The organism is Psychroflexus planctonicus (assembly GCF_014640195.1).
Lineage (GTDB): Bacteria > Bacteroidota > Bacteroidia > Flavobacteriales > Flavobacteriaceae > Psychroflexus > Psychroflexus planctonicus.
This window is the reverse complement of the sequence record NZ_BMGM01000004.1, coordinates 209,276-233,866: the sequence shown is the minus strand read 5'-3', so window position 1 is coordinate 233,866 and position 24,591 is coordinate 209,276. Positions and strand designations below refer to the sequence as shown.

27 protein-coding genes are annotated in these 24,591 nt (G+C 32.9%); 19 read left to right on the top strand and 8 right to left on the bottom strand.

The annotated features are described in order from the left end of the window. Positions 1–2: 2 nt before the first annotated feature. The 12 genes from IEV72_RS05935 to IEV72_RS05880 all read left to right on the top strand — a co-directional run bounded on the left by IEV72_RS05935 (position 3) and on the right by IEV72_RS05880 (position 9,908). Positions 3–431, top strand: coding sequence for a BT0820 family HAD-type phosphatase (locus IEV72_RS05935; RefSeq protein ID WP_188458176.1), 429 nt, complete (start codon positions 3–5; stop codon positions 429–431). Continuing rightward, a complete protein-coding gene (gene map / locus IEV72_RS05930) occupies positions 432–1,232 on the top strand; it encodes a type I methionyl aminopeptidase (RefSeq protein ID WP_188458175.1) in 801 nt (266 codons plus the stop codon). It abuts the gene before it with no gap. 158 nt (positions 1,233–1,390) lie between these two features. After that, positions 1,391–2,290, top strand: a complete 900-nt coding sequence (locus IEV72_RS05925; protein ID WP_188458174.1) for a MerR family transcriptional regulator — start codon at positions 1,391–1,393, stop codon at positions 2,288–2,290. Position 2,291: 1 nt separating this feature from the next. Then, a complete protein-coding gene (crtID, locus tag IEV72_RS05920; RefSeq protein ID WP_188458173.1) occupies positions 2,292–3,749 on the top strand; it encodes a bifunctional phytoene desaturase/3,4-desaturase in 1,458 nt (485 codons plus the stop codon). 11 nt (positions 3,750–3,760) lie between these two features. Continuing rightward, the gene (locus IEV72_RS05915; RefSeq protein WP_188458172.1) at positions 3,761–4,600 is read left to right on the top strand and encodes a phytoene/squalene synthase family protein; all 840 of its coding nucleotides are present in this window, start codon (positions 3,761–3,763) and stop codon (positions 4,598–4,600) included. A 16-nt stretch (positions 4,601–4,616) separates the two neighbouring features. Beyond that, entirely contained in the window at positions 4,617–5,060 is a 444-nt protein-coding gene (locus tag IEV72_RS05910; protein WP_188458171.1) for a sterol desaturase family protein, read from the top strand. Positions 5,061–5,063: 3 nt separating this feature from the next. Next, complete coding sequence (gene crtD, locus IEV72_RS05905; RefSeq protein ID WP_188458170.1) at positions 5,064–6,536, top strand: 1-hydroxycarotenoid 3,4-desaturase CrtD; 1,473 nt, start codon at positions 5,064–5,066, stop codon at positions 6,534–6,536. Beyond that, complete coding sequence (locus IEV72_RS05900) at positions 6,537–7,181, top strand: carotenoid biosynthesis protein (RefSeq protein WP_188458169.1); 645 nt, start codon at positions 6,537–6,539, stop codon at positions 7,179–7,181. Continuing rightward, positions 7,168–8,319: a lycopene cyclase family protein gene (locus IEV72_RS05895; protein WP_188458168.1), complete on the top strand. Its 1,152-nt coding sequence runs from the start codon at positions 7,168–7,170 to the stop codon at positions 8,317–8,319. The genes IEV72_RS05900 and IEV72_RS05895 overlap by 14 nt, the downstream gene beginning before the upstream one ends. Before the next feature lie 2 nt (positions 8,320–8,321). Continuing rightward, positions 8,322–8,540, top strand: a complete 219-nt coding sequence (locus IEV72_RS05890) for a DUF3820 family protein (RefSeq protein ID WP_188458167.1) — start codon at positions 8,322–8,324, stop codon at positions 8,538–8,540. 61 nt (positions 8,541–8,601) lie between these two features. Continuing rightward, on the top strand, positions 8,602–9,048 hold the full coding sequence (locus IEV72_RS05885; protein ID WP_188458166.1) for a copper resistance protein NlpE: 447 nt from the start codon (positions 8,602–8,604) through the stop codon (positions 9,046–9,048). Between the two features lie 146 nt (positions 9,049–9,194). Further along, entirely contained in the window at positions 9,195–9,908 is a 714-nt protein-coding gene (locus tag IEV72_RS05880; protein ID WP_188458165.1) for a pirin family protein, read from the top strand. 74 nt (positions 9,909–9,982) lie between these two features. Here the strand turns inward: IEV72_RS05880 and trxB are convergent, their stop codons facing one another. Beyond that, a complete protein-coding gene (gene trxB / locus IEV72_RS05875) occupies positions 9,983–10,972 on the bottom strand; it encodes a thioredoxin-disulfide reductase (protein ID WP_188458164.1) in 990 nt (329 codons plus the stop codon). A 197-nt stretch (positions 10,973–11,169) separates the two neighbouring features. Between trxB and IEV72_RS05870 the strand changes: the two genes are divergently transcribed. Both IEV72_RS05870 and IEV72_RS05865 read left to right on the top strand, forming a co-directional pair. Beyond that, positions 11,170–12,084, top strand: coding sequence for a tryptophan 2,3-dioxygenase family protein (locus tag IEV72_RS05870; RefSeq protein WP_188458163.1), 915 nt, complete (start codon positions 11,170–11,172; stop codon positions 12,082–12,084). After that, positions 12,077–12,568 carry a hypothetical protein gene (locus IEV72_RS05865; protein ID WP_188458162.1) on the top strand — a complete coding sequence of 164 codons (492 nt, stop codon included), beginning with the start codon at positions 12,077–12,079 and terminating at the stop codon, positions 12,566–12,568. The genes IEV72_RS05870 and IEV72_RS05865 overlap by 8 nt, the downstream gene beginning before the upstream one ends. 216 nt (positions 12,569–12,784) lie before the next feature. Here the strand turns inward: IEV72_RS05865 and IEV72_RS05860 are convergent, their stop codons facing one another. From IEV72_RS05860 to IEV72_RS05850, 4 genes are all read right to left on the bottom strand, one after another. After that, positions 12,785–13,507 carry a nucleotidyl transferase AbiEii/AbiGii toxin family protein gene (locus IEV72_RS05860; RefSeq protein WP_188458161.1) on the bottom strand — a complete coding sequence of 241 codons (723 nt, stop codon included), beginning with the start codon at positions 13,505–13,507 and terminating at the stop codon, positions 12,785–12,787. Beyond that, positions 13,494–13,793, bottom strand: a complete 300-nt coding sequence (locus IEV72_RS13745) for a DUF6922 domain-containing protein (protein ID WP_373283991.1) — start codon at positions 13,791–13,793, stop codon at positions 13,494–13,496. The genes IEV72_RS05860 and IEV72_RS13745 overlap by 14 nt, the downstream gene beginning before the upstream one ends. Positions 13,794–13,936: 143 nt before the next feature. Further along, positions 13,937–14,773 carry a CvfB family protein gene (locus tag IEV72_RS05855; protein ID WP_188458160.1) on the bottom strand — a complete coding sequence of 279 codons (837 nt, stop codon included), beginning with the start codon at positions 14,771–14,773 and terminating at the stop codon, positions 13,937–13,939. Positions 14,774–14,831: 58 nt separating this feature from the next. Next, complete coding sequence (locus IEV72_RS05850) at positions 14,832–15,344, bottom strand: gamma carbonic anhydrase family protein (RefSeq protein ID WP_188458159.1); 513 nt, start codon at positions 15,342–15,344, stop codon at positions 14,832–14,834. 139 nt (positions 15,345–15,483) lie between these two features. Between IEV72_RS05850 and IEV72_RS05845 the strand changes: the two genes are divergently transcribed. Genes IEV72_RS05845 through IEV72_RS05835 form a run of 3 tightly spaced genes read left to right on the top strand, consistent with a single transcriptional unit; the run spans position 15,484 to position 18,000 of the window. Further along, complete coding sequence (locus tag IEV72_RS05845) at positions 15,484–16,158, top strand: phosphoadenylyl-sulfate reductase (protein WP_188458158.1); 675 nt, start codon at positions 15,484–15,486, stop codon at positions 16,156–16,158. A gap of 41 nt (positions 16,159–16,199) precedes the next feature. Beyond that, positions 16,200–17,129, top strand: a complete 930-nt coding sequence (locus IEV72_RS05840) for an energy transducer TonB (RefSeq protein WP_188458157.1) — start codon at positions 16,200–16,202, stop codon at positions 17,127–17,129. 28 nt (positions 17,130–17,157) lie between these two features. Next, positions 17,158–18,000 (top strand): hypothetical protein, encoded by an 843-nt coding sequence (locus tag IEV72_RS05835; protein ID WP_188458156.1) that lies wholly within the window; start codon positions 17,158–17,160, stop codon positions 17,998–18,000. A gap of 2 nt (positions 18,001–18,002) precedes the next feature. Here IEV72_RS05835 and IEV72_RS05830 read toward each other — a convergent pair whose 3' ends face one another. Next, positions 18,003–20,915 carry an FAD-binding and (Fe-S)-binding domain-containing protein gene (locus IEV72_RS05830; protein ID WP_188458155.1) on the bottom strand — a complete coding sequence of 971 codons (2,913 nt, stop codon included), beginning with the start codon at positions 20,913–20,915 and terminating at the stop codon, positions 18,003–18,005. Positions 20,916–21,060: 145 nt separating this feature from the next. On the opposite strand from IEV72_RS05830, the gene hpf reads away from it, so the two are divergent. Both hpf and IEV72_RS05820 read left to right on the top strand, forming a co-directional pair. After that, a complete protein-coding gene (gene hpf / locus IEV72_RS05825) occupies positions 21,061–21,363 on the top strand; it encodes a ribosome hibernation-promoting factor, HPF/YfiA family (protein ID WP_188458154.1) in 303 nt (100 codons plus the stop codon). A 63-nt stretch (positions 21,364–21,426) separates the two neighbouring features. Beyond that, positions 21,427–21,849: a hypothetical protein gene (locus IEV72_RS05820; protein WP_188458153.1), complete on the top strand. Its 423-nt coding sequence runs from the start codon at positions 21,427–21,429 to the stop codon at positions 21,847–21,849. Positions 21,850–21,944: 95 nt separating this feature from the next. Here IEV72_RS05820 and IEV72_RS05815 read toward each other — a convergent pair whose 3' ends face one another. Together IEV72_RS05815 and IEV72_RS05810 are read right to left on the bottom strand one after the other, a co-directional pair. Beyond that, positions 21,945–23,114 (bottom strand): GlmU family protein, encoded by a 1,170-nt coding sequence (locus tag IEV72_RS05815; protein ID WP_188458152.1) that lies wholly within the window; start codon positions 23,112–23,114, stop codon positions 21,945–21,947. Positions 23,115–23,120: 6 nt separating this feature from the next. After that, the gene (locus tag IEV72_RS05810; RefSeq protein WP_188458151.1) at positions 23,121–24,581 is read right to left on the bottom strand and encodes an oligosaccharide flippase family protein; all 1,461 of its coding nucleotides are present in this window, start codon (positions 24,579–24,581) and stop codon (positions 23,121–23,123) included. Positions 24,582–24,591: the final 10 nt, after the last annotated feature.

The following is a 24,591-nucleotide window of genomic DNA, read 5'->3' as shown; positions in this document are numbered from 1 at the left end:
AGATGATTTCGAACTCAAAACCAACACTTGCCGTAGATTTTGATGGAACAATTGTAGAGAGTAAATATCCTAAAATTGGTAAACCAATTTTATTTGCATTTGAAACACTGAAAAAATTGCAAAATGAAGGATTTACTTTAATTTTATGGACTTACCGTTCTGGCAAACGTTTAGATGAAGCTGTTGAGTTTTGTAAAGACCACGGAATTGAATTTTATGCGGTAAACAAAAGTTATCCCGAGGAAGAGTTTGATGAAACTATAAGTAGAAAAATTGCAGCAGATATATTTATAGACGATAGAAACGTTGGTGGTTTTATTGGCTGGGGAAATGTATATAAGGAATTAGTAGGTGAAAATTTAAGTCCGGTTACAATTCCAAAAAAGGAAGGAATATTAAAAAAATTATTGAATAAATTGAATACCAAATAAATGATTATATCTAAAAGTCCAGAAGAGATTGAGCTCATGCGAGAAAGCGCACTCATCGTCTCCAAAACTTTAGGCATGATTGCCAAAGAAATTAAACCAGGTGTAACTACATTAAGTTTAGATAAAAAAGCAGAAGAATTTATAAGAGACCATAATGCCGTACCTGGATTTTTAGGTTTATACGATTTTCCAAACACTTTGTGTGTAAGTCCAAATGCACAAGTTGTTCATGGTGTTCCTAATAAAAATCCACTGCAAGAAGGAGATATTATTTCTGTAGATTGTGGAGCCATTAAAAATGAATATTATGGAGACCACGCCTATACTTTTGAAGTTGGCGAAGTTTCTGCTGAAGTAAAAAAGCTTTTAGAAGTTACTAAAGCATCACTATATAAAGGCATTAAACAATTTAAAGAAGGAAATCGAGTTGGCGATGTTGGTTTTGCTATCCAAAAACATGCAGAACAAAATGGCTATGGTGTGGTTAGAGAATTAGTTGGACATGGACTAGGAAAAACAATGCACGAAGATCCAGAAATGCCAAATTATGGTAAACGTGGTCGTGGTAAAAAATTTATAGAAGGAATGGTTGTTGCCATAGAACCCATGATTAATATGGGAACAAAACGTATAAAACAACTTCCTGATGGCTGGACAATACTCACATCCGATGGTTTGCCTAGCGCTCACTTTGAACACGATGTGGCCTTGATTAATGGTAAACCACAACTACTTTCTACCTTTGACTATATTTACGAAGCACTTGGAATTGAATCTGATGAAGAAGCAGAGTTTAAATAAAACACCAACTTATTCATTTCAAAAGAGCATAAATAGAAGGTCTCAATTGCCATTAACAAATGATTATACATTATTAAATTATTTTGTTTAATTTTTAACTTCATTTTTTGAACAAAATATTCCAAAATAAAATATTTTTGGAATTGTTAAATGAAACTATGGGAAATATTAAACAAAATTTCAGTATTAAAGATTTAGAATCGCTCAGCGGTATAAAAGCACATACCATTCGTATGTGGGAAAAACGCTATGGTGTTTTACAGCCAAACCGTACTGATACCAACATTAGGACATACGGTGTTAGCGGACTACAAAAGATTTTAAATATCGCTTTTCTAAACGAAAACGGTTATAAAATTTCGCGTATTTCCAAAATGACAAACGGTGAAATTTCGGAGCTAGTGCAACGTATTACCACCAGTAAAAGTAACACTAATAGAGCAGTTAAATCGCTTAAGGTGGCTATGATGAATTTCGATCAGCCTTTGTTTTTGAGAACTTATGACGGCTTGCTAGAAAAGCTAACCTTTAGAGATATTTACAATCAGGTTTTTATACCACTCTTACAAGAAATAGGTATATTGTGGCAGGCAGGAACAATTACTCCAGCGCACGAACAGTTTATTTCGTCTCTAATCAAACAAAAGCTATTCATTAATATTGAAATGCTACAAAGAGAACAACCTGCAAAAACAAATCGCGTTTTTGTATTATTCCTACCTAATGAAGAAATTCATGATGTAGGCTTATTTTACGCTAATTACGAAATTTTGTTACATGGCTATAAAGTAATATTTCTAGGACAAAGTCTACCCATGGAAGATTTAGATTATCTTTCAAAAATATTCGATAACACAACATTTGTTAGCTACTTGACAGTAAAACCTGAAAATGTAGAAGAATATATTAAACGTTTCAATACTGAAATCTGTACTTCTAAAGAATGTGAGTATTGGTTATTGGGAAGAAAAGCTGTTGAATTAATAGACAATAATGTTACGTTACCAGAAAGAGTAAGAGCTTTCAAAAATATAAACGAACTAACACTCAATTTGTAATATGCCTAAATCGGTTGCCATAATTGGATCTGGATTTTCATCCTTATCTGCAGCTTGTTACCTTGCCAAAGCTGGATTTAAAGTACAAGTTTTTGAAAAAAACGATAGCATAGGCGGAAGAGCTCGCCAATATAAAGCAGAAGGATTTACCTTTGATATGGGACCATCTTGGTATTGGATGCCTGATGTTTTTGAACGTTTTTTTGCTGATTTTAATCATCAAGTTTCAGACTTCTATCAATTAGATAAATTAAATCCCGCATACTCCGTATATTTTGGAGAAAATGATAAAATTGATATTGAAGATTCACTAGATAAAATTTTTAAAGTTTTTGAAGCTGAAGAAAATCATTCAGCTAGAAAATTAAAAAAGTTTATGGATGAAGCTTTAGACAATTACAATATTGCCATCAAAGACTTAGTGTACAAGCCAGGCGTATCTCCAATGGAGTTGGTAACTTGGAAAACAGCTAAAAGAGTAAATCAATTTTTTGGAAACATTTCTGACGATGTGGACAAGGATTTTAAAAACGAAAGACTAAGACAAATTTTAAAATTCCCAGTTTTATTTTTAGGAGCAAAACCAAGCGATACCCCATCCTTTTACAATTTTATGAATCATGCAGATTTTGGTTTAGGCACGTGGCATCCAAAAGGTGGAATGTACCAAGTAGTGGCTGCAATGGAAAAACTAGCCAAATCTTTAGGGGTAGCGTTTCAAACCAAAGCAAATATTGAAAAAATTGAAGTGAAAAATGGAAAAGCAGTTGGTTTAGTGTGCAATGGTAAAACAGTTCAAGCAGATATCATTTTAAGCGGAGCAGATTATCACCATACGGAAACGCTTCTTGACGAACATCATCGTCAATATTCAGAAAAATACTGGAAAAAGAAAACCTTTGCGCCTTCTTCTCTCCTATTTTATTTAGGTATAGATAAGAAACTAACTAAAGTAAATCATCATAATTTATTTTTTGATGTGGACTTTGAACAACACGCAGAAGAAATTTATTCAGACCCTAAGTGGCCAACCGAACCTTTGTTTTACGCTAATTTTACTTCGCTAAGCGATCCTTCTACAGCTCCAAAAGGCTGCGAAAATGCATTTTTCTTGGTGCCAATTGCGCCTGGTTTAGAAGACACAGAAGCATTGAGAGAACAATATTTCGACATTGTTATTTCTAGATTCGAAAAATTAACTGGGGAAAGTATTAAAAATAATATTATATTTAAAAGAACATTTTGCGTAGACGATTTTAAAAAAGACTACAACTCTTATGGCGGTAATGCTTATGGTATGGCAAATACTTTATTGCAGACCGCTTTTTTAAGACCTAAGTTAAAAAGTAAAAAAGTTGACAATTTGTTTTTTACAGGCCAATTAACCGTTCCAGGACCAGGAGTGCCACCAGCTCTTATCTCTGGGAAGTTGGTTTCAGAATTAATTGAAAAGAACTAAAAAAAATTGCTATGAAATCGATTTTTGACCAAGTTGCAAGAGACTGTAGTAAGCGGGTAACCCAATCTTACAGCACGTCTTTTTCAATTGCAACAAAATTACTTGCTCCTTCCATTAGGCAGGATATTTATAACATTTATGGATTTGTTCGCTTTGCAGACGAGATTGTAGATACTTTTCATGAATTTAATAAAAATGAATTGTTAGATGAATTTGAATTGGAATTGTATAAAGCAATCGATCGGAAAATTAGTTTGAACCCCATTTTAAATTCGTTTCAAGAAACAGTTCATAAATATCAAATTCCAGCTGAATTATACAATGCCTTTTTGGAAAGCATGCGAAAAGATTTATCTAAATCTACTTACAAAACACAAGAAGAATACGAAGAATACATTTACGGAAGTGCCGATGTTGTGGGCCTAATGTGCTTAAAAGTTTTTGTAAAAGGACATGATGAAATGTACCACAGATTAAAAAACGATGCTATGAAATTGGGCTCAGCATTTCAAAAAGTGAACTTTTTAAGAGACCTAAAAGCAGATTACGAAGAATTGAGTAGGTCTTATTTTCCTAATGCCAACTTAGAACAACTTGACGAAGCAACAAAACAAGAAATCATCGATGAAATTGAAGCCGATTTTCAAGCAGGCTTACGCGGAATTACACAACTTCCAGTGGAAGCCAAACTTGGAGTATACACGGCTTATATTTACTATTTAAAATTATTGCACAAACTAAAAGCAACCCCTTCGTTAGAAATTAAAAACACGCGCATTAGCGTGCCCAATTACACAAAAGCTAGTTTGCTAGCAAAATCATTTATTTCGTGTAGATTAAATTTAATTTAAAAAAGCATAACTAAGTATGAATATTATATATTCAATATTAATATTTTTTGGAACTTTTGCCGGAATGGAATTCATGGCTTGGTTTACTCATAAATATGTAATGCATGGTTTTTTATGGGTTTTACACAAAGACCATCATCGGAAAGACCATAATTCTTGGTGGGAAAGAAACGATTTGTTCTTTGTTTTTTATGCAGCAATAAGCATGTTCTTTTTTATGACAGATTATGTAGCTTTTGGCAATGCCATTGGTGCTGGAATTGCCGCTTATGGAGCAACTTATTTTTTAGTACACGACATATTTATTCACCAACGTTTCAAACTTTTTAGAAAAGCCAATCATTGGTATGCAAAATCCATTAGAAGAGCGCACAAAATTCACCACAAGCATTTAGGAAAAGAAGAAAGCGAATGCTTCGGGATGCTTGTACCACCTTTGCGTTATTTAAAACAAAAATAAAATATGAATAAACAGCGTGCCTTGATTATTGGCGCTGGAATTGCTGGAATTGCAGCGGCTTTAAGACTTCAAAAAAAAGGCTTTCAAGTGGCTATTTTTGAAGCAAGCCCACACACAGGTGGTAAGTTACATGCCATTCAACAAGACGGATACCGTTTTGATTTGGGTCCTTCGCTTTTTACCATGCCACATTTTGTAGACGAAATCTTTACATTGTATAATGAAAAGCCTGAAACACATTTTGAATACATCAAAAAAAATCGGGTTTGCAATTATTTTTGGGAAGATGGAACACAATTTCAAGCAAATGCTCAGGTTGATGATTTTATAGTTGAAGCCGCCAAAACTTTTGGTGAAAATGAAGAAAACATAAAAAACTATTTAGAAAGAAATAAAGAAAAATACGATTTAACGGCGAGTTTATTTTTGGAAAGATCGCTTCATCAAGCTAAAACCTATTTTACTAAAGACACTTTTAAAGCCATAACGCAGCTCTATAAACTCAATCTTTCAGAGAATTTGAATGCGGTAAATGAAAAATACTTCAAAAACCCGAAATTAGTACAATTGTTCAATCGCTTTGCTACTTACAATGGTTCTTCGCCATACAAAACGCCTGGCATCATGTCTATGATTCCACATTTAGAAATGCATTTTGGCACCTTTTATCCCAAAGGCGGAATGCATGAAATTTCACAAAGCCTAACTCGATTTGCTGAAGAAAAAGGAGTGCGTTTTCATTTGAATACAAAAGTAAATAACATTATAAGTTCAGGTGAAAAAGTAGTTGGAATAGAAACTGATCAAGGTACATTTGATGGAGATTTAGTAGTTTCCAATATGGATGTTTTCAACAGCTATCGCAATTTATTGAAAGATGCTAAAAAACCAGAAAAAACGCTTCAACAGGAACGCTCTAGTTCGGCTTTGATTTTTTATTGGGGAATTAAAAAAGAATTCCCTGAATTAGATTTACACAACATCTTATTTTCAGAAGATTACAAAACCGAATTCGATTATATTTTCAATAAAAAGGAATTGTTTGAAGATCCAACGGTGTACATCAATATTACTTCAAAAGAAACCCCAACCGATGCACCAAAAGGTGCTGAAAATTGGTTTGTAATGATAAATGTACCAGCAAACTATGGGCAAGATTGGGAAAAATTGAAAGTAAAAGCAAAGATTGCAATTTTAAAAAAGATTGAAAAATGTTTGGGTGTAGATGTTTCGCATTTAATTGAAACCGAATACTGTTGGACACCTGTTTCTATTGAAAACGAAACCAGTTCTCATCGTGGATCGTTGTATGGTGCTTCAAGCAATAGCAAATGGGCTGCATTTTTAAGGCATCCTAATTTTTCATCACAATACAAAAATCTATATTTTTGTGGTGGTTCTGTGCATCCAGGTGGCGGAATTCCTTTATGTTTACTTTCAGCAAAAATTGTAGCCGATTTAATACCCAATGCGTAAATGAAAATTATTAACCAACAAAAGTATGCTTACACTTTAGCAGCAGGTATTTTATGGCTTTTCCACATCAGTGGAATCCTTGGTATTAGCTTGGGTTACATGGATTGGTTTGCCAGCCGAACCAGTTTAAATTTACTCATTGTAGGATTAATTCTGATTATTTTCTTCCCTGTAAATTCCATTAAATTATGGGCTACTTTTTTGGTCTTAGCCACTTTAGGAATTGTAGTAGAATATCTGGGCGTGAACTATGGTTTGTTTTTTGGAGACTACAGTTATGGTGAAAATATGGGACCAAAAATCGGTGGAGTTCCGTGGTTAATTGGGCTTAATTGGGCTCTACTAACTTTTACAACAGGAGCTATGGCCAATTACCTTACCGAAAATTGGTTTTTTAAAGCACTAATCGGTACCTTTTTAATGTTATTTCTAGATGTTTTAATGGAAGCCTCCGCTCCTATTTTCGACTTTTGGGAATTTAATAGCGGCTACGCTCCTATTGATAATTACATTGCCTGGGGAATTATAGCATTTTTATTTCACCTTTTATTTAGTGGCTTAAAACTGAAAGGCAATTTATTTATCAGCCTTCATATTTATTTTGTTCAACTCGTATTTTTTATCTACTTCTATGTCTACTTCTAAATTCGATATTGGCATAGTTGGCGGTGGTGTTTCTGGTTTACATCTTGCCTTGGCTTTAGTAAATGATGCATATTTTAAAGATTATAAAATTGCTTTATTTGAAAAAGGGCCAAAAACCGAAAACGATAAAACTTGGTCTTTTTGGGAAGATGGTAAAGGAAAATGGGATAAATTGATTTACAAAGCTTGGTCTAAAGGAAAGATTTATGCCCAAAATCAAAAAGTAGATTTACAGTTGAATCCGTACTCTTACAAAATGCTTCGGTCAATAGATTTCTACACCTATGCTTATCAACAACTTGAAAACGCTTCAAACGTAGAAGTTATTTATGAAGCTGTAGTAGATATTTCAGAGCACGAAAATCTGGTACATATTAGCACATCTGAAAGTGAGTACACTTCAAAGTTAGTTTTTAATAGTCGGATTCCTGATTTCAATACAATTAAAAACCAAGCTGATTTTACACTACTCCAACATTTTAAAGGTTGGTTTATTAAAACTAAAAAAGCAACTTTTGATCCTTCTGAATTTACCATGATGGATTACCGCTATAAAGATGGAGACTTAACTAGTTTTGTATATGTTTTACCTGTTTCGGAAAACATAGCACTGGTTGAATACACTTATTTTACACCCGAGCTAGTTGAAGATAAAACATACGATGAATTCTTAAAAAAATATATTCAAGACCAATATACAACCGATGAATATGAAATTATAGACCAAGAAAAAGGAATTATTCCGATGAGTAATTACAACTTCGATGAGAATCACACTGAAAAAATTATCCAAATTGGTACTGCAGGTGGTTGGGTAAAAGCATCATCAGGTTACTCTTTTAAAAATGCTGAGAAAAAAGCTCAGAAAATTGTCAAGAATTTAAAAGATAATATTTCACCTATTCACAAGCTTTCGCATCCAAAATACAAGCATTACGATACGCTTTTTTTAAATGTTTTATACGAAAACAATCATCTTGGCGAAAAAGTATTTTACAAGCTCTATGCTAAAAACAACATTCAAACATTACTTAGGTTTTTAGATGAAGAAACCAATTACGTAGAAGATTTGAGCATCATTAAATCGCTTACTTCAATAAAATTCATCAATGCTTTTTTTAACCACTTATTCAAATAAATATGAAATTGAATCCTAAAAAACTGGAAGAATTGGCTTTTGCTAAAATGCATTTTGGGAAATTTAAAGGTTCATATTTAAGTGACTTACCAGAAGCCTATCTCATTTGGTTTAAGCAGAAAGGCTTTCCTGACAATAAACTCGGTTTGCAAATGCAAGAAGTATTAGAATTAAAAGTAAATGGCTTAGAAGAAATTTTATGGAAAATTAGAAGAAAATAATTTCTAACCGCTTTTGACTCTATTCAAATTAAATATTTAGCTTTGTTTAAAACAAAAATACATGTTGAAAAAATTATTAGTTTTCAGTTTATTTATCGCGTTAATTAGCTGTCAAGACGATCCAAAAAACAAAGATAACAATAGCAACGAAGAACAATCTAAGGAGTTTAAAGATGAACATAATGCCAGAACTGCCTTAGATTATGCAGGAACCTATTCAGGAAATCTACCTTGCGCAGATTGTTCGTTTATACGCTTTAAAGTTGCTATAAACAAAGACCAAACCTTTCATGCAAAATACATTTATGTAGATAAGAGCGATGAAGTTTTCGAAGACAAAGGAGTTTACAAGTGGGTTGAAAATGGAAATTACATTCACTTAAAAGCTAGCGAAACTAAAAGCGAATACAAGTTTAAAGTTGAAGAAAATTCATTGTTAATGCTCAGCCAAGATGGCAAAGAAATAGATTCTGCTTTCAAAGAAAAATACTACTTGAAAAAAAGTTAATTGTTCTTCATTTTTACGGTTTAAACAGCTACTACAGGTTTACAAATCAGTCTGTAATTCATAAGCTTTCTTTATAACATCAGAACAATTTTCACTGAAAAAGTATAGTTACTAGTAGTTGATTTATTTTATTTTGTAACCAAAAAATGAAGACAACTTTTCACCCTGCAAACAAACGAGGCCATGCTAATCACGGTTGGTTAAACACACACCACAGTTTTAGTTTTGCTTCTTATTTTGACCCCAATAATATGAATTTTGGTGCGTTGCGCGTTTTAAATGACGATGTAGTTGCCCCAAATATGGGTTTTGGAACACATCCGCATGAAAATATGGAAATTATTTCTATTCCGTTGTCTGGAGACTTAGAACACCAAGACAACATGGGTAACAAATCCATTATTAAATCGGGGGAAATTCAAGTCATGAGCGGTGGAACAGGTGTGCAACATAGCGAGAAAAATAAAAATGCTGATCTTCCAGTAAACTTCTTGCAAATTTGGGTTTTTCCAAACAAAAAAAATGTACAACCTAGATACGACCAACAAAAAATTGATCCAGAAAAAGTTCATAATCAATTTGGTCAGATTCTTTCGCCAAATCCTGATGATGATGGGGTTTGGATACATCAAAATGCTTGGTTTTATTTGGGAAGGTTTGACGAAACACTTCAAAAAAACTTCAATCTAAAAGATACAAAAAACGGAGTTTATGTCTTTATTTTGAAAGGAAAAGCACAAATTGAAAACCAAGTTTTAAATCAAAAAGACGCCTTTGGAATTTGGGAAACAGAAGAATTTCAAATGCATATTGAAGCGAAGTCCGAAATTTTGATGATGGAAGTTCCCATGGATTTTTAGCAATAATTTCAACAAACATAAAAAAAGCGCTTCAACTTAAAATTGAAGCGCTTTTAGTTGATTAAGAATTCGGTTTAATTTACAAACTCTTCTTCGCTTACTTTTTCTTCTTCATCTCCTTCTAAACTGGCCAAGTAGCGTTCTGCATCTAAGGCGGCCATACAACCTGTGCCAGCTGCAGTAACCGCTTGTCTGTATTCTTTATCTTGCACATCTCCACTGGCAAATACACCAGGAATATTGGTTTTAGTGGTTTTACCTTGAGTAATAATGTAACCTGTTTTATCCATATCAAGAAAACCCTTAAAAATATCGGTATTGGGTTTGTGCCCAATGGCAATAAACAATCCTGTTATTTTAATTTCTTCGGTTTCTTTGGTTTGGTTATTAATCATTCGTAAACCTTCTACTACTTGTTCACCTAGAACTTCATCTATTTCAGTATAAAATTTAACGTCTAAGTTTTTGGTATTAAAAACGCGATTTTGCATGGCTTTAGATGCTCTCATTTCTCCACGTCTAACCAACATCGTTACTTTATTACAAATTTTAGCAAGATAGGTAGCTTCTTCAGCCGCGGTGTCTCCTCCACCAACAATAGCTACATCTTGGCCTTTATAGAAAAATCCATCACAAACAGCACAAGCAGAAACGCCACCACCGCGTAAGCGTTGCTCGCTTTCTATACCTAAATATTTAGCTGAAGCACCTGTGGAAATAATGATACTTTCCGCTTCAATCCAAGTTTTGTTGTCTATCTGTACTTTATGAATGCCACCTTCTTTTTCAGAAAGTTCAACTTTAGTTGCCATTCCAATTCTAACATCAGTTCCAAATCGCTCTGCTTGCGCTTGCAACTCTGTCATCATCTTTGGTCCATCAATTCCATCTGGATAACCTGGAAAGTTTTCTACTTCTGTGGTGGTAGTTAGTTGTCCGCCAGGCTCCATTCCTGTATAAACTACTGGGTCTAAGTCTGCTCTAGCAGCATAAATTGCAGCTGTATATCCAGCTGGTCCAGATCCTATAATAAGACATTTAATTCGTTCGATTTGTTCTGACATAATTTTCAAATTTGTTACAAAAATACTACGTTTTTATGAAACTAAATCATAGAAAAATCCTTTGTTGAAATAGGTTTATAAGTTGAATCTATTTATCAATTAAAAAGAATTTGTTTTTCCAATATTCTATTCAACAAAATGAAGATAAGCTTCAAAATAGCAAATAATTATAATAAATTTGTCGAAATTGAAAAAGTATGGGCAAAACACAAGACTTAATTGAAAAGTTGGTAACAAAATATGAATCTTTAGGTGAAAATCCTGATACTTACTTAGAAGGTTTGTTGCATGCCAAGCCCATAAACTATTGGGATTATATTGAAGTGGAAACCTTGTTAGCTTTACAAAAACCAAGAACTCATTTTAAAGATGAAGTGGTTTTTATAGGCTACCACCAAATTACAGAATTGGTATTAAAATTAATGATTCATGAATTGCAACAACTCATAAATTCAGGATCTTCAGAAAATTTATTGATTGATAAAATGCAGCGTTTAACCCGCTATACCGACATGTTAATTACTTCTTTTTCGGTAATGAAAGACGGTATGAGTTATGAAGATTACAATGTATTTCGCTTAAGCTTGGCGCCTGCCAGTGGATTTCAAAGTGCCCAATTTCGATTTTTAGAAATTTACTGTACTGAGTTAGAAAATTTAGTAAATGAAAAAGGTAAATCCAGATTACCAACAAAACCAAGAATTGAAGATTATTTCGAGCATATTTATTGGAAAGATGCAGGACATAATCGAAAAACAGGAGAAAAGTCCCTAACATTAAAAACATTTGAAGATAAATACTTAGATAAATTTATAAATCTAGCTAAAGAAGTTAAAGGCAAGACCATTCATGAACAATTTTCAGAAATGAAAAATCCGAGCGAAGACTTACTCAATGCTATGCGTGATTTTGACTACAATTACAATGTAAGTTGGCCGTTAACACACCTTAGAACAGCACAAAAATACTTAAACAAAAAAGGAGAAAATAAAGCAGCTACAGGCGGCTCTAAATGGCAAAAATATTTACACCCAAGGCATCAACAAAGATCATTTTTTCCATCCTTATGGCAAGAAACTAGTATTTTAGATTGGAAAGAAGAAAATGTATAAACCACTCCAAATTATTGTTTTTAGTATAGCTTTCATTCCTTCTCAAATGACTGCTCAGGAAGATAGAGTGCGTTTTTTCGATTTAGAAACTAGACCCACTATTTCTGTTTTGTACGATCAGACTTTCAAAAGAAATTTAAGGCCAATATACATTCCTACCAATATTTACGCTACTTCTAGCCAAAGAAGAAACATCAATATGGCAGAGCAAGTGCAGCGTAAAGAATCCGAAAGAAATTACTTAGCTCAAATTTATCAATCAAGGATAAATCAACAACAGATTCGGATTTCACAAAATTACAAATCTGGACTAAAAAAGAAATCGATGACTACAGAAGCTGGTGTAGACTTTAGGCAACCCTACAATTATCAACCTTACGGATGGCAAAACAATTACTACCATTCTTCTGCACAATGGAATCCAACTTTTTACCAAGGAACAAGTTATGGCAGGTTAAGAGCAAATAGATACTTGTTTTACTAAGCTATTAAAAGTTGATATAAGGAGCTCATCCCGCTATTCATTTCAAGTCCTCAGACATCAATAACAAAAAATAAGCATCAAAAAGAGCTTCGTAAAGTCGCTTTTTTGATGCTAGTTTTGTGAATTTCTGTCTTTGCGGGCTTTTTATTTCTATCGGGGCTAGGATAATCTTACAAACTTGAAGAAAAATTTGGGATATTTTTTAATTGTATAATCTTACTTGTTATTCAGATAAGTTTTTACTTTCACCTTCCAGTTAGACCTATGGTAAATAAAAGATGTTTTATTATTTCTAAGTCGTGAATCTGAATGAATGGGGAAATCATCTTTTAATTGCTTGTGGTTTTCTAAAATTAACATTTCTGGGTTTTCAATAGGGCAAAATTGATTTGACAAAGTAAATATTGTGTTCAGATTATTTTCTAGATAATAATTTTTTCGCTTTTTATATAACTTCATTAGCGTATGTAAAGTTTGATTTGGATGATCTGTAATATAGTCTAAATCATACAAATCTTTTTCAGCAAATCTGTTGGCTAGCGCATCTAATTTAAAAAGTCCTACATCTACTTCGCTAGCTAATCTTATTCCATTGATCAGCTCGATTGGTTTTAACAATTTAAATCCTTGTAAAACTTCAACTTTAATATTAATTAATCCAGTTGAAATTATAGTCCTTAAAAAGATGAGTTCTTCAGTTTGTTTGGTTGGGTAGCCAATATACAGAAGTCTGTCTTTAAACTTCTTATTTATTTCCCTTTCAATTAGCTTAAATCCTTCAAAGCCTATAATACTTTCACAAAACAAGTCAATATCAACAGATTCTCTATGTTCGTAGCGTATAGCTAAATTTGTTCCCCCAGCTAAATAGAAGTTCCTTAACGAATTTAATTCCTGTAATTCTTTAATAATCTTCTCTAATTCATTAGAGATATACATTTTTGTTGAATTTACTTTTCACACGAATATGATAACGCTTAGCTAAAAGCTGGCAAATATCATCAGGAATTCGTTCAAATGTATTTGAAAGAACTCTCTGAATTGTTTCTTTACAATATAGGTCTTCTAAGAACAATATGTTTTTATTGTAGTTTGAGTAATCTGAAAACATAAGAATCCGTGATATGATTACATGACAATCCTTCTGAATGTCAAGCTTTGACACATCCAAGTCCCAAAAATAGTAGTTGGGTATATTTCTTAATATGTTCTTAGTTAAATTCATGATACTAATACAAAAGTATCAAATATTTTTTTAAAAAGATATAAACCGTAAAAAATTGGCAATCATATATTTATGAACCAATCTAAGTTTTAATAAAAACAAGTAAATTTTGATCTGATGAAATAAGTTTTAGTCCTAGTGAACTACTCCTTCAAAGAAATACCTACGCCATTTTCGATGGTAATTTGTCTGTTTTTGTATAAAGTTCCAATCGCTTTTTTAAATGCTTTCTTACTCATCTTCAATAACTTGTTAATCATTTCAGGATCAGATTTGTCATGTAGTGGTAAAAATCCATCGGTTTCTTTTAAAACTTCTAGCACTTTTTCTGCATTGGGTTCTATACTTCGGTAACCTGGTCGTTGTAAGCTTAAATCTATTTTATTGCCTTCTCTAATTTTCTTTACAAAACCTTTTAGGCGATCTCCTACTCTCAATTTTTGATGAACATCGTTTTCAAAAATCAAACCCAAATGAATATCATTGATAATGGCATTGTAGCCCAAGTCTGTTGGATTAGATATCAGTAAATCTACTTCTTCAAAAGCTTCAACTGTAAGTTCAGCATTATCTACAAAATGATGTACTTTAGAAGATGCTACCAACCGATTGGTTTCTTCATCTAAGTAACAAAAAACTAAGTAGCGTTCGCCTACTTTCATTTTATTGGCTTGTTCTATATACGGAACAAAGAGATGTTTTTCTAAACCCCAATCCATAAACGAACCAAATTTGTTAATGTCTACGCAGGAAAGCATAGCAAATTCGTCTAATTTAATGTAGGGTTCTAGGTTGGTAGCAACGGGACGTTCTTCATGATCTAAATACACGAAAACACGAATGGTATCGCCAATTTCAAATTGTTCTGGTTTGTATTTATTGGGAAGTAGGACTTCGTTATCTTGATCGTCTTTCAAGAACAATCCTGGTTCTGTATCGCGATCTATTGTTAGTTCATGGTGAACACCAATGGCAAGCATAATTCTATTTTTTTGGCAAAGATAAGCAACTAAGACTTAGCAAATTTGTATGTGGCTTTTATTTGTACCAACTTGCATACATTAGGTAACTGTCTGCTATTCTATTAATTTCGTCAGAAAGTAATTCGGGACTTACCGATTTCACTTTTTTGGCTGGAACACCCGCATAAATACTGCCTTTTTCTACACGAGTATTTTCCAAAACCACGGCACCCGCAGCAATAATACTGCCTTCTTCAACCACAACTCCATCCATGATAATGGCACCCATTCCTACCAAAACATCATCTTGTATTGTACATCCATGCACGATAGCTCGATGTCCAATAGATACGTTATTCCCGATGCTTGTAGGTGCTTTTTGGTAGGTGCAGTGAATCATAACCTGATCTTGAATATTTACTTTGTTTCCAATTTTAATAAAATGTACATCGCCACGCACAACTGCATTAAACCATACACTGCAATCGTTTCCCATTTCTACTTCTCCAATAATAGTTGCGTTTTCAGCTAAAAAACAGTTTTCGCCAAACTGTGGAGTATGATTTTGTACCGATTTAATAAGTGCCATATTGTATTGTTATTTGAATTATTTTAAAAAGTAAATTTACTAGAATGTTGAAACCTACGCATGAGAAAAATTAAATTTTTAAAAATACAGCCTTTAGTTTTTGAATAGAATCCTATTTTTGACGGTTTGAAATAATAGTATGGAAGTTAAAACCACTTCATTTCTAGATGAACTTAATGCACGATACAAGGATTTATTACCTTCTCAACGCATCGAACAATTTTATAAAGAATTTGATGTAAATCAGGTTTTAGTTACTTCTTCTTTTGCTGCCAATTCGGCTTTTTTCTTACATTTATTCAGTAAATATGGACATTCTGCACAGGAAATTCATTTTATAGATACCCGTTTTCACTTTGATGAAACTTTGCACTACAAACAATTTCTTAGCCAAAAATATAATTTAAATGTAGTAGACATTACACCTAACAAAGCACAAAATCAAGCTGCAAACAAAGAACAACTCTGGAAAACCAATCCCGACTTGTGTTGTGAAATCAATAAAGTTCAACCGCTTTCTATTGTGGCTAAAAATTATGCAGTTTGGGCTTCGGGTTTAATGCGTTCACAAAACGAACATCGTAAAAGCTTACGCATTTTTGAAGAAAAGAAAGGAAATTTACGCTTTTACCCAATTATTGATATAGATCCAGCCAAGCGAGATGCTTTTATTAAACAAGAAAACTTACCAACGCATCCTATGGTAAAAGAAGGCTACCACTCCATTGGTTGTAAACATTGTACAGTTAAAGGCGAAAGTAGAGAAGGTCGCTGGGTTGGTTTAGCCAAAACAGAATGCGGATTACACATTTAGTTTGGCTTAATTCTTGAAACCTAAACTCAAAAATTCAAGAAATGAAAAATACGTTGTTTTTTTTATTCATGTTCATTTGTTTCCAGTTCACTTACGCTCAATTTAGCGGAAAAATAGTATACCAATTTGAATACCAAACCAAGAACAACCTACCTCTCGAAGATGTTCTAGAAGGAACTAAAATAGATAGTGTAAGTTATACTATTAATGAAAAAGCATACAAGTCTGTTAGCTATAGCAATGGAGAAATTATTGAAGAATATGTGTATGATCCAGCTTCAAAGAAAATGCTTTTTAGCATGGGAAATCGTCCATATTATCTCTATTTAAAAACCGATTTAGAAAAATTCAAGTCGGATGTAAAATTACAAATCGATCATACTCATACCAAAGATTTTCTAGGTTATTCAGCTTATAAGACCACCCATCCAACTACTGGAGAAATCAATTATTATTCAGATGAAATCACCATAGATACAAGTCGTTTTTCGAAGCACTATTTCATGCAATGGAATGAAATTTTAAAACAAACCAAGGGTGGAATTCCATTAAAAACCATTACTAAACATAACGGATACACTGAAATTAAAACTGCTGTTAACATTGAAAAGCAAGCCATTAACGAAATGGATTTTAGTTTCGATGAAGAAAAAATGCAAGTTGCAGCGTATAATAATTTAGATGAAGTAATTGATTTTCCTGATTTAAAAGACCGTGGTTTTTGGTGTTATCAAGCTGTTGTTGAACAAAACAGCAACCGACTAATCGACGGAAAAGATTATCAACTAATTTTACGTTTTGTAATTCATCCCGATGGAAAAATCACTCATATTGAAATTGAAGAAAGCGATTACGAATATTTAAACGAAGCCGCAAAACAAATAATTGAAACTTGCGATTTGGGTTTCGAGCCTGGATTAATTAATGGTTTGCCAGTTAGTTCTGAAATTTATTATCCTATTAATTTCTAAAATTTTATATTTGAAGAAATATCTGTTTATGAAACATAGAATTAACCACACATTTTTACTTCTTTTAAGCCTTATCTTGTTTTGGAATTGCTCTTCAGACGATGATAATCCATCTCAAGATAACAGTCCTAAAAACTACTTTCCATTAGTTGTAGAAAACCAATGGCAGTACAATAACAAGCAAACTGCAAATAATGAAACGCAAGATACTCAAGAAACACTTAGCGTTGCTAATGAAGAACAAACCGAAAACGGAAATGTTTTTTTACTAGACTCAGACAATAACCAAACTGGAGTTTCTTTTACAAGTATTCTTTCTAATGGACAAGTTTATAAAAATGAAGATCAACTCTTGCTTACCGGTAGTGTAGATTTAGGACTAGATCAAACAGAAATCCCTGACTTTGATATCGATTTTGAAAACGTGGTAATTTATAACAATAATGCCATTGATGGTGATTTGATGTTTAGCGAAGACCAAAACACAACCTTACCTGAGTTCAACAACATTACACTAAATTTAAGTTTAAGCATTGAAAGTGTAAGCCTTGGCAACATAGAAGAAATTGATGTTAATGGTGAAATATATGAAGATGTAATCGGATCGCAGTTTATAGTTTCTATAGGAGTAGATGCTACTACAACTGTACCGCCATTACCATTTCCTATTACAGTTCAAGTAATTGAATTTCAGGAAGTAATAAATTCTACTAATTACTTTGCCAATGAAGTGGGATTAGTACAAAGTGAAACCAACTTAAATGTAAACTTTAGCGATGAACTAAACCAAATTCCTGATTTCAATTTAGAAGACATTATGGTTTTAATCGAACAGGAATTAGCTACTTTTCAAGTAACTTTAGAAGAATAATTTTACACCAAAGCTGCTTTTATCACTTCAATAGGATGTATTGCTTTCCGTTGGGTTGCATCTTTAATTTGATGCCGACAACTGTGACCGTTCGCTACAATTAGAGTTGAAGTTGCTGTTTTTTGTACAGCAGGAATCAGTTGTAAATTAGCCATCTGCAAGCTAACTTTGTAGTGTTCTTTTTCGTAACCGAAGCTGCCTGCCATACCACAACAACCCGAAGGTATTAATTTAACATCGTAGTTTTCCGGAAAATTCAATAAAGTAAAAGTTGGTAAAGTTGAAGCCAATGCTTTTTGATGACAATGTACGTGCACCTTCATTTGAGTGACTTCTGATGTAAATTGCTCTTTTTTAATGTTTCCAAGTTCCATCTCTTTTACTAAAAATTCTTCAACTAAAAATGTATGTTGAGCTATGCGTTTAGCAGCTTCCACATCATTTGCTAAACGAATGTATTCATCTTTAAAACTTAAAATAGCCGAAGGTTCAATTCCCAATAAAGGCGTTTCAGCAGAAATTTTGTTTTTAAACAATGCTATATTTTCATTCGCAAATAATTTAGCTTTTTTCAAAAATCCTTTAGAAAGTAAAGCTCTCCCACTGGGTTTGTGATGAAGTATTTTTACTTCGTAATTTAATTTCACTAAAACATCAATTGCTGCAATGCCAATATCAACATCGTAATAATTAGTAAACTCATCAATAAAAATATAAACCTGTTTAATTGGGTTTTGTTTCGGTTTTAAATTAATTTTTCCAGCTTCAACTAGTTGAAAGAGTGTTTTTGAAGCAATTTTAGGTAAACTCCTTTCCATAGGAACTCCCATGGTTTTATATAAAACACTTTTCATTAGGTTATTTGAAATCAACGAATTATAGATTCCAGAAAATGGTTTAATCCATGAATTCACTTGATCTACGTTGGCAAAAAACCAATTTTTAAACGAAACGGAATTGCTTTGATTATACTGATGTAAAAATTCAGTTTTAAAAGCTGTAACATCAACGCTACTCGGGCATTCACTTTTACAAGCTTTACAACCCACACACAAATCGAAAGTTTCTTTTAAAGCTTCATGATTAAAATTATTTTCCTTTTTACCGTGGGTTAAAAATTCGCGCAAAGCATTGGCTCTTGCTCGTGTGGTGTCTTTTTCATTTTTAGTAACATGGTAACTCGGACACATTCCGCCACCTGCTGTATGGCTTTTTCTGCAATCTCCCGAACCATTGCATTTTTCTGCTGCACGTAAAATTCCACCTTCTTCTGTAAATTGAAGTTGCGTATTTATTTCTGGTTCTTCTCGGTCGGTTTCATAGCGTAAATCTTGATGAATCGGTAAAGGATTTAAAATTTTGTTTGGGTTAAAAATTCCCTTTTCATCAAATGCATTTTTCACATTTTCTAAAGCGGAATAACAGGTATCGCCCAGCATCATTTTAATGAAAGAAGAACGTACTTTACCATCGCCATGCTCACCACTTAACGAACCATTATATTTTTTAACCAACTGTGCAACCGCTTCTGAAATTTGTTGAAAAAGTTGGACATCTTCCCTTATTTTTAAATTTAAAATAGGTCTTAAATGCAACTCTCCTGCTCCAGCATGTGCGTAATACACTGCATCTTGACCAAAGCTTTTCATTAAACTAGAAAATTCTTTAATGTAATTACTCAAATCTTCTAAAGCAACCGCTGTATCTTCAATACAAGCTACTGCTTTTTTATCGCTATTTACATTTCCCAATAAGCCTAAACCCGCTTTTCGTAGTTCAAATGCTTTTGCAATATCTTCTCCTTGTAAAACTGGAAACGCATAGGCTTGTGATGAATTTTGTAAATCGGTTAGCAGTTCTTCAACTTGGTTAGCTAAGTCGTCTTGGAAATCTGATTTTAATTCTAACAGTAAAATTGCTTCTGGATCAGCTTCAATAAAAAAGCGATGTTGTTGATAATACAATTGGTTTTTAGTGCAATCTAAAATCCGTTTATCCATCAACTCGCAGGTAAACAAATCGTGTTGCATTGCTACTTGAACAGCTTCCAAAGCATCTTCTACACTATTGAATTGAGCAGCGATTATTCGATTGATTTTTGGTGGTAAATTGTCTAAAGCCAGCGTAACTTCGGTAGTGAAGCATAAAGTTCCTTCGCTTCCAGCTAAGATTGTATTGATGTTGATTCCTTTTTCATCCTTCATTAAAACTTCATCTAAAGCATAGCCTGTGTTTCTTCGGTGTATTTTTGGATTGGGAAAATTAGCTTCGATGGCTGAAAGCAATTCTGCATCCTTTTTCATTGCAAAAAAAGTAGTGTAGATTTTACCTTCTAAGGAATTCAGTTTCAATTTTTCTTGCCATTCTTCGTTATCAATCCATTTGAATTCTGCTTCAGTAGCGTTTGCAAGCACCACTTTAGAAGCTATCACTTTATCGCGAGTTACCCCATATTTTATGGAAGTTGTTCCACTGGAATTATTCCCAAACATACCGCCAACAGTACATCGGTTTGCTGTTGAAGTATTGGGACTAAAAAATAAATTATAGGGTTTTAAAGCAGCGTTTAATTCGTCTAAAACCACACCAGGCTGAACCTTAACTTGTTTTTTACCTGCATTGATTTCAATAATTTTATTGAAGTATTTAGAAGTATCTACAACCACTCCTTTGCCTACACATTGTCCAGCCAAAGAAGTACCAGCCGCTCGTGGAATTAAACTCAGTTGATGCTTTTGAGCAAATTTCACTAAGTTTTGTAAATCTGAAGTGTCTTTTGGTAAAGCTACAGCTACCGGCAAACTACGATAAACCGATGCGTCTGTAGCATAAATGCTTTGGTGTAAAGGATCTAAATGAATTTCGCCCTTGAATGCGGATTTTAGATTACTCCAATGTATTAAATTTTCTTGCATTAATTAAGGTGATGTTTTGTTTAACTAGATTGCAAAGGTGTACTGACAAAATTAAAATTTTTGATAAATGTCATAAATAATTTCATGAATGGTAGCCAAGTTACTTCTTTTATTTCTTAAATTTATATTCTAAAACAATACAATTATGGATATTAATTTTAATTACGTACACGTAACTGCGAGCGAACGACTTGAAGAATTTACCAGCAAACGTTTAGAGAAATTAAAGCAACGTTATGACTGGATTGTAAGAGCTGAAGTCTTTATTAAAAAAGAAAATACTTCTAGCCCAGAAACAGGAATGATTTGTGAAATTAAGCTAAGTGCGCCAGGACAAAATGTATTCGCTTCTACTAACGAGAAAAATTTTGAAGCAGCAATTGCAACCACTATTGAAGATATAAAAAGACAGCTTCAAAAAAAGAAAGAAAAAATGACAACGCATTAATTTAATTATGCAATATGAACAAGCCGTTTTACATCAGTGTAGAGCGGCTTTTATTTTTAAAAAATGAAATTAGAAAATTACACTTACAAGCAAAATAACTTTATACGTTACTTTGTGCTTATTTATGTTTTGCTAATCTTAATAGCATCAATATTTATATATTTTGGAGATTCAGAGATTCCTGAATTTCTTGTTTTTATGAATATTCCTGTTGCTCTTTTAATTCTAGCTAGTTTTTACAAAAAGAATTATATTCTAGTGAAAGACAATGTTATTGAAGTTTTTAATTCTTTTAAATCTAGAGCAATTAAACTAGAAAACATTAAGTATGTAGAACCTGTTAGTGGAAGTACATGGGTAATTAAATTAAAAAATAAGCAAAAAACAAACTTATCTAAATTTCGAGTAGCTAAAGCAGACCAAGAACAATTTCAAAAGCAAATGAAAGCGCTTCAAAATCATTTTAAAAATTCTGAAGAAAGTTAAGCAAACCATTAAAATGGTTTTATTTCTGATAATTATTATTCAATAGCCCACGGATTAATCTGTGGGCTATGGATTTATCCATTTGCAATTTCAATTTAGCTTCTTCTGTATTCTGATGTAATTTCAAAAACTTTCTCTAGGATAGATTTGTCAGTTTCTGAAAATTCAATTTTTCTGCGTTTCATGACTACTTCAGCTACTTCAAAAGCTTTGGTAGTTTTGTAAGTCATTGTGCCTTGACTTCCGCCCCAACTAAAACTTGGAATAAAATTTCGTGGAAAACCTGCACCAAAAATATTGGCACTTACGCCAACAACTGTTCCCGTGTTGAACATTGTATTGATTCCGCATTTGGAATGGTCGCCCATCATTAAACCACAAAATTGTAATCCTGTATTGGCAAATCTTCCTGTTTCGTAGTTCCAAAGACGAACAGGTGCATAGTTGTTTTTTAAATTCGAAGTATTAGTATCTGCTCCAATATTACACCATTCGCCTAAAACGGAGTTTCCTAAAAATCCATCATGACCTTTGTTGGAATATCCAAAAATTACAGAATTACTCACTTCACCACCAACTTTACAATGTGGTCCAATAGTAGTGCCGGTGTAGATTTTTGCGCCCATTTTTAAAGTAGAATGCTCACCTAAAGAAAATGGCCCACGAACAGAACAATTTTCCATAATTTCTGCATCTTTCCCTATATAAATAGGACCTTCAGAAGCATTCAAGCTTCCGTTATACAATTTAGCACCTTCTTCTATAAAAATTTGTTCTGGATTTACTGTAAAAACTGAATCGGGAATAGGTGCTGATTTTCGCCCTTGAGTAAGTAGCTTAAAATCGGCTTCAATGGCTTGGTGGTTTTTTGAAAAGATATCCCAAAGGGCAGCAATTTGAAGGAATGTTCCTTGAAAGCTAATTTGTTGAAGCGTAGTTGGGTCTACAACTTCATTTGAAACATAAGCTAACACACTTTCACCTTCTACCAAGGCTTCACCAAGATTGAGTTTTTTTATTTGTTGCACTAAGGCTTCAGTTGGCAACACGGAAGAATTGATAAAAGTATTGATTTCCGCTTTGCGAAATGGGTATTTTTCTTCTAAATATGCTTCTGTTTTATAGGAAATAGTTTCCTTTAAAAAGTGCTTCCATTTTTCGGAAATACTTAAAATTCCAATTCTAATTTCTGCGATTGGTCTTGTGTATGTAAATGGCAATAAAGCTTTTCGGTTAGCAGGAAAATCGATTAGTACGTAATTCATCTGTAATTATTTAAAGTTTCTTTTAGCTGTTTTAATTAAACCCGTTATATCTTCTGAAAGTTTTAAAGCAAAGACTAAAAATACATAACTAAGCGCGATAAAAACAGATTTTAAAATGATATTTATGATGGGATGAAATTGAAAATCCCAAAAATAGAATGCAAGTAAGAAGATACTTATTATTAAAAATAACAAAAGCGATTTGATACTAAAAGGATGCATTTTAAACTTTAAGAATACAAAGAGAAGTTTAATAGAATTATATAAAAAGAAAGCGGTAAAAGTAGCATAAGCCGCACCGTAAATACCATATAAAGGAATTAGCCACAAGTTGAGTAAAAATGCTAAAACAGCAAGTATAACACCGGAATACAGCACAAAATGATAATAATTTGAATTGAATAAAATGCTTACATTATTTCCCAAAACACTATCGTATAATTTAACCAAGCTAATTAAAAATACAATTTGCACACCTGCGTGATAGGTTTCTGGAATTAATGCATACAGTTGATTGATGTTTCCTATGATCAAAACAAAAATAAGTCCGCTTATGACCAATAAGGTTACCGATGTTCGTTTATATAAGCTTTGTAATTCATCTACACTATTTTGATTTACAAAATTAGCTGTTATAGGATTAGTGATTTGTTGCATAGCTTTTGATGGAACAGCAATTACGGTTGCAATGTAAATCCCTATACCATAAACTGCCACATTTTCTATGGGCAAGAAATGCTCAATCATAAACTTATCTAAATCGAATAAAGCTACGCCAACGGTACCTGCAACAAATATGAGAAAGGAATATTTTATAATTTCCCATTTTTGTGAAGGAAAACGGAATTGAAATTTTGGCGTGTAGGTTTGAAAAGCGCTAAACATCATAATAAAAGCTCGAAGCACATAGACTCCAGCTGAAGCATAAATGAAAAAACTAATTTGGATTATTTCAAAATACAACAAAATAAGGAGTACAAAAATGCCAAAGCGTTGAAAAACTTCTTTCATAAAATTTCCAAAAGTGCTTTTTAGAAAAATTTTATTCCACGAAAAAAATACTTCAAAATAGGCTGTAACTATAGCTATAACAAAGATAAGCCAAGCATACGGCTGAACTAAATTGTTTTCTCCTTCAAAATATGCCAATACATAATCGTAGAAATAAACACCTAATATTCCTAGAATTATTCCTGAAATTAGTGGAATAATTAAGACAAGGCTCAATAATCGATCCTGATCTTCTTTCGATTTAAATGCGCTAAAGAATTTGATTAAAGTGTTGTGTCCGCCTAATGCCATTAATGGCCAAACTAAGTTTCCTGCAGTTAACAAATAGCTCACTAAACCATAGTACTCAGGTTGCATAAAATTTGGGTACAAAAGCAAAACATTGATAGCCCCAATTCCAAAACCCACATAGGTTGAAACTAAATTATTAAAAGACTGTTTTAGAATTATCCCCATATAATGGCAT

Coding starts and splice junctions, on each gene's coding strand:
- IEV72_RS05935 (WP_188458176.1), top strand. CDS start 3: ATGATTTCGAACTCAAAACCAACACTTGCCGTAGATTTTGATGGAACA.
- map (WP_188458175.1), top strand. CDS start 432: ATGATTATATCTAAAAGTCCAGAAGAGATTGAGCTCATGCGAGAAAGC.
- IEV72_RS05925 (WP_188458174.1), top strand. CDS start 1,391: ATGGGAAATATTAAACAAAATTTCAGTATTAAAGATTTAGAATCGCTC.
- crtID (WP_188458173.1), top strand. CDS start 2,292: ATGCCTAAATCGGTTGCCATAATTGGATCTGGATTTTCATCCTTATCT.
- IEV72_RS05915 (WP_188458172.1), top strand. CDS start 3,761: ATGAAATCGATTTTTGACCAAGTTGCAAGAGACTGTAGTAAGCGGGTA.
- IEV72_RS05910 (WP_188458171.1), top strand. CDS start 4,617: ATGAATATTATATATTCAATATTAATATTTTTTGGAACTTTTGCCGGA.
- crtD (WP_188458170.1), top strand. CDS start 5,064: ATGAATAAACAGCGTGCCTTGATTATTGGCGCTGGAATTGCTGGAATT.
- IEV72_RS05900 (WP_188458169.1), top strand. CDS start 6,537: ATGAAAATTATTAACCAACAAAAGTATGCTTACACTTTAGCAGCAGGT.
- IEV72_RS05895 (WP_188458168.1), top strand. CDS start 7,168: ATGTCTACTTCTAAATTCGATATTGGCATAGTTGGCGGTGGTGTTTCT.
- IEV72_RS05890 (WP_188458167.1), top strand. CDS start 8,322: ATGAAATTGAATCCTAAAAAACTGGAAGAATTGGCTTTTGCTAAAATG.
- IEV72_RS05885 (WP_188458166.1), top strand. CDS start 8,602: ATGTTGAAAAAATTATTAGTTTTCAGTTTATTTATCGCGTTAATTAGC.
- IEV72_RS05880 (WP_188458165.1), top strand. CDS start 9,195: ATGAAGACAACTTTTCACCCTGCAAACAAACGAGGCCATGCTAATCAC.
- trxB (WP_188458164.1), bottom strand. CDS start 10,972: ATGTCAGAACAAATCGAACGAATTAAATGTCTTATTATAGGATCTGGA.
- IEV72_RS05870 (WP_188458163.1), top strand. CDS start 11,170: ATGGGCAAAACACAAGACTTAATTGAAAAGTTGGTAACAAAATATGAA.
- IEV72_RS05865 (WP_188458162.1), top strand. CDS start 12,077: ATGTATAAACCACTCCAAATTATTGTTTTTAGTATAGCTTTCATTCCT.
- IEV72_RS05860 (WP_188458161.1), bottom strand. CDS start 13,507: ATGTATATCTCTAATGAATTAGAGAAGATTATTAAAGAATTACAGGAA.
- IEV72_RS13745 (WP_373283991.1), bottom strand. CDS start 13,793: ATGAATTTAACTAAGAACATATTAAGAAATATACCCAACTACTATTTT.
- IEV72_RS05855 (WP_188458160.1), bottom strand. CDS start 14,773: ATGCTTGCCATTGGTGTTCACCATGAACTAACAATAGATCGCGATACA.
- IEV72_RS05850 (WP_188458159.1), bottom strand. CDS start 15,344: ATGGCACTTATTAAATCGGTACAAAATCATACTCCACAGTTTGGCGAA.
- IEV72_RS05845 (WP_188458158.1), top strand. CDS start 15,484: ATGGAAGTTAAAACCACTTCATTTCTAGATGAACTTAATGCACGATAC.
- IEV72_RS05840 (WP_188458157.1), top strand. CDS start 16,200: ATGAAAAATACGTTGTTTTTTTTATTCATGTTCATTTGTTTCCAGTTC.
- IEV72_RS05835 (WP_188458156.1), top strand. CDS start 17,158: ATGAAACATAGAATTAACCACACATTTTTACTTCTTTTAAGCCTTATC.
- IEV72_RS05830 (WP_188458155.1), bottom strand. CDS start 20,915: ATGCAAGAAAATTTAATACATTGGAGTAATCTAAAATCCGCATTCAAG.
- hpf (WP_188458154.1), top strand. CDS start 21,061: ATGGATATTAATTTTAATTACGTACACGTAACTGCGAGCGAACGACTT.
- IEV72_RS05820 (WP_188458153.1), top strand. CDS start 21,427: ATGAAATTAGAAAATTACACTTACAAGCAAAATAACTTTATACGTTAC.
- IEV72_RS05815 (WP_188458152.1), bottom strand. CDS start 23,114: ATGAATTACGTACTAATCGATTTTCCTGCTAACCGAAAAGCTTTATTG.
- IEV72_RS05810 (WP_188458151.1), bottom strand. CDS start 24,581: ATGGGGATAATTCTAAAACAGTCTTTTAATAATTTAGTTTCAACCTAT.